The sequence below is a fragment of the Pseudomonas sp. DD1 genome (genome assembly GCF_044510355.1).
Lineage (GTDB): Bacteria > Pseudomonadota > Gammaproteobacteria > Pseudomonadales > Pseudomonadaceae > Aquipseudomonas > Aquipseudomonas shahriarae.
The window spans coordinates 44,727-51,649 of the sequence record NZ_MSAJ01000015.1; the positions used below are offsets into that span (position 1 = coordinate 44,727).

Genomic DNA, 6,923 nt, shown 5'->3' on the forward strand with positions numbered 1-6,923 from the left:
CATGGCCATTCGTGTGCAAGCCCAGCCCTTTGACCCCGGCGCCGAAGTCAACGCCATGCACGCGGCCAACGTGGGTGTGGGTGCGGTGGTGAGCTTTGTCGGCTATGTACGCGATTTCAACGATGGCCTCGATGTGGCGGGGATGTTCCTTGAACACTACCCCGGCATGACCGAAAAAGCCCTGGCCAAGATCGCCGTCGAAGCTGAGCAGCGCTGGCCGCTGCTCAAGCTCGAAGTGCTGCACCGCATCGGCGCCCTGGAGCCCGGCGAACCCATCGTGTTCGTCGCGGCCGCCAGTGCCCACCGCCAGGCGGCGTTTGATGCCTGTGCGTTTGTGATGGACTACCTCAAGACCCGGGCGCCGTTCTGGAAGAAGGAGAACACCAGTGAGGGGGCGCGGTGGGTTGAGGGGCGGGAGAGTGATCATGCTGCGGCGGGTCGCTGGAAAGCCTGATTGTTTATCATTGGGTGGCGCTTGCAAGAACACGCAGTCATGGCTGTGGTTTATAGTTATAAAGGTTCATTAAGTTATTTCTATTTCAGCTAATTAACTGTCAATTTTAACAGTTACTTTCTCTTTTTTCCTGGTCTCTAATCTCCCTAAGTGTTCGATATCTAAGTTCGTGGAATTTCAGATCGAATTTGGTTTCGAGAAAGTTCGCGCTACGGCGATGGATGCGGTTTTTGGAGAACGAGATGATCAGGCAATCACATAATATGCGGCTTGTGCATTTTAAGGTCAGGTTTGCTGATGGCACTGACTATACGGATGCACTTTATGCCAATGGGTATCATCAAGTTGAAGTTGTAGTTGAGGTTTTAAAGCAGGTTTTTGGGAAAAAAGGTGTCTGGAGTCAAGCCTCCTTAACCGATAGTGAGCGAGCGAGTGTAAAAATCGTACCTGTTTCTATCGCGGATAATGCCAGCGTAGGCAGCGGGTGGAGTTGCGATACGCAGAAGAACGAATATGATCCAGGACTCTGGAATCGTACTGGGGAAGAACTCGGCGAGAGTCTGCCAAACAATACGGTTGTTGACGCGGGGGTAGAGATTGTCAGGCGTTATATGCGCCTTGAGGAAAATGTCTCTCTCAAGGCTGTACAGTTCATGGCGACTATTGTGTTGGACGGAGAGACGGTTACTAACAGCTATTCCGAATATCCGACTGATTTTAAGTCGTCGGTATTTATCAAGCCCACGGTGCCCCCAGTATTGCTTTCTACAGAGCTTGATTTGATTGTTGATTATGATGCTTTAAATATTACAGGGCTTCTTGATATTGATATGTACTATTGGGAAGGTGTTAATGGTTTGTGGTTTGTTCATAATTATGGGTTGAATGAGTCAGTGGAGGTGCCAAATGAAGGGACCTCCTTTCAGACGTCTTATGGACTTTCGGGTAATTATAAAGGAGGGGTTTTCTCTGGGGCTGCGAGCAGTACTTTACGGTTGAGTATGGTTCACCAGTATCTTCCAGTTGTAAATCCAGGTGAGGATCCAGTGATTCATCGGATAAGTAATCGTGTCATGTGCGCGGTTAAACTTACTACACAGATTCCGGACCTTCCGCATGAGGTTTTGAATAGCAAGTGGCGGTTGCGGGATAACTATGGGAATCTTCATGTATTTAAAATAGTTCCCTATGAAAGTGGCAATCGTCTGACGGTGGAGCCCGTTAAGTTAGCAAGGCGACCTCAGCACTTCCACATCGTCCTTGCTAATGGTCAGGATTCTACTGACGCGCTGTATGCCAATGGCCGGCATCAGTGCAAAGTTCTTATTGAAGTCACTATGGTGCAGGAAGGGATTAATGGTAATTGGGAGAGCACGCTCCTGCGGGAGGATGAAAAAGCCAGTGTAGCGGTCACATTATATTCTCCAAATGTGAATCAGCCTCTACCGGGGGGGTGGTCCTGCGATACCGTGAAAAATATATATGATACCGGACTTTGGATTCGAGAGATACAAGACGCAGAGGGGGGCGGAATTGGGGAGAACACTACGCAACAAAAGAGTGGGGCGCTGGATACTATAGAGATAGTTGAGCGATTTATGCGTTTGGAAACCGGCGCTTCAATGGAGAGTCGGAGGCTTATGGCTAAGATAATTATAGATGGTAAAGTTTATACCACGAATTTTAACGAAGGGGATTCAAAGTTTAATGCTTGGGTGAATATCTCGCCTCGGCAGCCTTATCGAGTGAGAGTTCGTGATCTTATACTTACTGTGGATCACGCTTATTGGAACCACAATACGAAGACCGATATTGATGTTTGGTATTGGTTGCCCCCGCCTGGGGTGAGGTTTATCTCCCAAATGGGGTTAGACGCACCCATGTGGGTCCCTTGGGAGGGGCGTTACTTTCAGACGTCTTTTGTTAATGGGGCCGGTGGAGTTGATAGAAAAGGCGGAGTTGTAGTGGGCCACGATAAGCCTGGGTCAAGCCCCTCTCTTGATGAGATACATGAAAACTTGTCAGATAATTATCATATTCTGAGATTTAATCGAGTAAATACGATTATGCGTGCGTTATGGGTTTCCATTGAACTCCCCATGTTTGAAGGGGAGGGCAACACACCTTGGCGACTAGTCGATAATTATGGCTGCATGCATGTATATACTATGCGTGGAAGTAGGCAAAATATTGAGTTGTTGGATTATGAGAGCTGATTAGATTTGTGCGTCTCGTCTTCAGAACAGGTGCTTACCATGAATGTCTATTCCAACGCATTTAATTTTTCCTCGTACTTGAACGGTTCCGTCGATCCACGAACAGGTCAGTATGGTGCCCAAATCAATTTGGCTCAATTATCTCCTGAGGGGCCTCTCGAGGTCAGTCGCAGTATTGTTTTGTTATTTTCAATGTTTGAGCCTGGCCGTGTACCTTATGGGTTGGGGTGGCGCCTGAGTAATACGGAATTTGACCTTTCCAGTGCGCAACTCACGTTGATTAGCGGCGAGCGATTTAAGACGCAAGGTATGCCTTCTGTTGGCGGAACGATGGTTTTCAAGGATCGAAAACTTAAAGATCTAGTGGTAAGGCGAACGAATGAAACCACGCTGCATGTGATTTATCGGGATGGCACGATTGAAGTTTTGGAGCGTACCAGTAGTACGCTCCCTTATCGAATTACTTCCATAAGATTTGAAAATGGTGAGGTCTTCAGATTCGGCTATGCCCCAGGTGGTTCTCTTGAGCGTATCCTCAATCACAAACAGGAAGAGTTGCTGCTACTGACCTACGCGAGTGGGCGCCTGCAAACGGCTGATAGACGTGTCGAGGGGGGGCGTTATGCGCGTACGCGATTTACACAGATCAATGATCGCCTTACAGGTGTCACTGTGCCTTACGATCGTAGTGGTGCGCCGGGGGTTGCTGCCTATACGTTTGTATACAGGACGCCGTTTCGTAATGGCTTAGTTGCGATTGAGCGGGTGCAAACGCCGATGGGCGGAACTGAGCAGATCAACTATACCGAAAACGGTCATCAATATGGCAACAACCAATTCATCCCCCGTGTGTCCAGTTGGACGCAGACTCCAGGTGCCAATCAACCTCCAATGATCCGGACTTATGATTACAGTCCAGGGCAGAACTTCACGGGGTTCCCTTATGCGGGTGGTTTCAAAGAGGGTGAGGACAACCTGTATCTGATTAGCGGCGCCTATGACTATTGGACTGAGGAGAAAAGCATTGACGCGGCCAATAACAATACGGTCTTGAGCGTCACTCGTACCACCTACAATAAGTTTCACCTGTTGACCGAAAAGCAGGTCCTACGCGAGGGAACGCGCAGTAAAGTAAATATCACCTATAACACGCTCCCCGGTCTATTTCCCAGCCAGCCCGCGAACTTCCAACTGCCCAAAACCGTTACCAATCGCTATGAACTCGTAGCTGGTGGCACCTCGAGGGAAGAGATCCAGCAGATCGAAACCGATGATTATGGCAACGAACTCAGCCGCACCGAACCCTCTGGCATTCGCACCGAATACAGTTATTACCCGATTGCCGGCGAAAGCGGCAAATGCCCGGCGGACCCCCACAAATTGTTCCAGCGCTACCTCAAACAAGAGCGACTCGTACCTGTAGGAGGCACGCCTACCGCGCGACTCACGGAATATACCCATACGCGCGTCCCCCAGACGGGCAGTAGTTATTTTGTGCTACAGCAATCGAGCAGCCAGGCTGGTGTGCTAGTGATGCAGCAGACTTACTACGAAACCCCTGTGGCGCTGGCTGGCCGGTTGAAGAGCAGCACCAGTACGGTCGGCGGGCAGCTGTTGACCAGTGATTTCAGTTACGTCATTGAAGGCGATAACCTGATCGAAACCCGACGGTTGAAAGGGCGCGAAGAACAAGGAAATCAATGGCTTGAGGCAAAACGCACGCTTTCGATGGTCAGTCGACGCCTGTTGTCGTTAACGCGAGATGGCGGCAGCACGATGGGCCTGGCGTACGACGTCAATGGCCGGCTGACCGCAGAAACCGTAGCTCTTGGAGCGCCGCAGAAAGCGACGCGGCAATACGCTTACCATTTTGCCGAAGAGAATAAGCGTGCCCATCTGATTACCGCGGACGCGCAAGGTAACAAGACGATTACCTACTACGACGGTGCCGGACGCCAGGTGTCCGAAGCACAATTGATCGGCTCGAGCCAGGAGCGAGTCGCCTGCACTTGGCGTTATGACGCGCTTGGGCAAACTGTGGAAGTGGTCAAGAGCGACTACGTGACCAACGGGCAACGCTCGTTGCGCAGCGTCCACTCCTACAGTAAGTGGGGCAACGCCAGCCGCGTCACCCACGCCGACGGCCGTGTTGTCATCAACGAGTATGACCCGCGGCTCAATCTTACGGAGGAGGGCGTGGTTGGAGGTGAACGGCTGTTGACCTATTTCAATACGCATAACCAACCAATGAAGGTGGAGCGCCTGGATGCCAACAATAATAAAGTGGAGCTGGCGTCGTATACCTACGATGGCTTGGGGCGCTGCGTGACGGCAGTGGATGTCAATAAAACGTCCACTGAGCTGACCTATGACGTGTTCGACCGGGTGCTGACGACCCTTCAAAAACCAATAGATGGCACTCCTCATCGGCTGCGTAAAACGGATTACGCCCCCGGCACCAGCAGTGAATTGGCCAGTGCTTTTACGGTCGACAATAAACGGCTGGGGGCCCGTACCTACGATAGCCTCGGCAGAATGACCAGCCAGACGCGTGGGGCATCGGGGCAGGCCACGACCTGGGAGTACAAGGCCGGAGAGATGGAACCGTTCACCATGGTTTCCTCCCGTGGGGTTCGCCAGACCCTGGCTTATGACACAGAGTTGGATGTGCCGACTCGGATTGAGATGTCGGGCCATCCGGCGAGCACCTACCGGCATGACCCGGTTACCGGTGCGATGACACGTTCCGAGACCAATGGCTTGATCCATGAGTTCGTTATGGATGCCAACGGCCGTCCTGAAAAGGATATCCAAACCGCCAACGGCAACGTCCTGACCTCGCAGTATGGCTATTCCCCTGGCGGGCGCCTGCTGCAGCAAACTTCCGCCGACGGCCAGTCCAGCCAGCTTGAGTACGATGTGTTCGGGCGGTTCTCCAAGATGACCACTGGCGCCATAGTCATTGAGCAAACCTACGATACATTGGGCCGGCCGCATGTCCTGAGCACCGCCTATGAAAGCACGCGAGTCGTTACCAAGCTGTCCTATGACTCGCTGGGTCGGGAAGCCGAGCGCCGCTTCGAGCAGAACGGTGCGCTGTTCCAGGTCATGACCAGCACGTATCACCTCAACAGTATGTTGGCGACACGGGAACTCAAGGACGCCGGCTCACGCCTGGTGATCGGCGAAACCTTCACCTACGATGCCTTTCTGCGGCTCAAGACCTATCGCTGCACGGGGCCCGAACACCCCAAGGATCATCTGGGGCGTGGCATTGTCGGGCAGGATTTCAGCTTTGACAGCCTCAATAACATTACTCGGGTTGTCACGACGTTTGCCGACAGCACGCAAGACACCTGCGAGCGTTATTTTACCGGTGCCGATCCCACTCAACTGACCCGGCTGACCCACACACGCCCGGCGCAGGATGTCACCCTGACGTATGACGCGGCGGGCAACTTGCAGGCACACCCGGCGGGCCAGGCCTATACCTACAATGGTTTTGAGCAGTTGACCACAGTGCAGGCCGGTCCCCTCAAGTACAGCTACCAATACGATGCCGAGGCCCGTCAGGTACTGGCGTCCCGGGGCAGTGAGCCGCCGGTGATGCTGGCATACGCCGGCGACCGGCTGGAGACTCTGGTTGAAGGCAATAAAAAGATCCGCTACGCCGACGGCGGGGATGAGGTGATGGCACGCAGCGGGGGCGTCGACGGGCTGCAACTGCATATGAACGATGCCAGCGGTAGCGTGCGCGGCGTATCGGCCCCAGGCCAGGCCCATGTGCGGCGACACTACACGCCCTACGGCGATACGAAAATCCCGCTGGATGACGGCAAGGTCCGTAGCATGGCTGATCTGCAACTGCCGGCGTTGAATGGTCAACGGCTGGATGCGGCGATCAACCTCTACTTTCTCGGCAACGGTCAACGGGTCTACGATCCTCACCTGATGATGTTCTTGCAGCCTGATCCGCTGAGCCCTTTTGACGAGGGGGGGATCAACAGCTATGCCTACTGTGCTGGTAATCCGGTCAACCTAATGGACCCCAGCGGGTTGTTGCCGAACTGGTTGAAGTGGGTATTGACCGGAGTTGCGCTGGTGTTGTCGATAGTGACGGTAGGTTTTGCGGCTCCCGGATTTGTTACCGCGGTAGCGGCATATGCGGCGGCAGCTGGAACGGCGGCGGCATCTGCGGCGGGGATGGTTGTTGCTTCCAAGGCGGCGCTGCTGGGGGCTGCATCGTTGGGGGT

Annotated in this window: 3 protein-coding genes; all 3 read left to right on the forward strand. The window is 53.2% G+C overall.

Features of this window, described 5'->3' with window-relative positions:
• Position 1 precedes the first annotated feature (1 nt).
• Positions 2–454, forward strand: a complete 453-nt coding sequence (gene moaE / locus PSFL_RS12690) for a molybdopterin synthase catalytic subunit MoaE (protein ID WP_057958531.1) — start codon at positions 2–4, stop codon at positions 452–454.
• Between the two features lie 230 nt (positions 455–684).
• Positions 685–2,670, forward strand: a complete 1,986-nt coding sequence (locus tag PSFL_RS12695; protein WP_397470134.1) for a hypothetical protein — start codon at positions 685–687, stop codon at positions 2,668–2,670.
• A gap of 39 nt (positions 2,671–2,709) precedes the next feature.
• The coding region (locus tag PSFL_RS12700) for an RHS repeat domain-containing protein (protein WP_397470135.1) at positions 2,710–6,923 on the forward strand (4,214 nt) is incomplete at its 3' end.

Bases quoted from the DNA above. Each gene is read 5' to 3' on its own strand.
- moaE (WP_057958531.1), top strand. From the start codon at position 2: ATGGCCATTCGTGTGCAAGCCCAGCCCTTTGACCCCGGCGCCGAAGTC.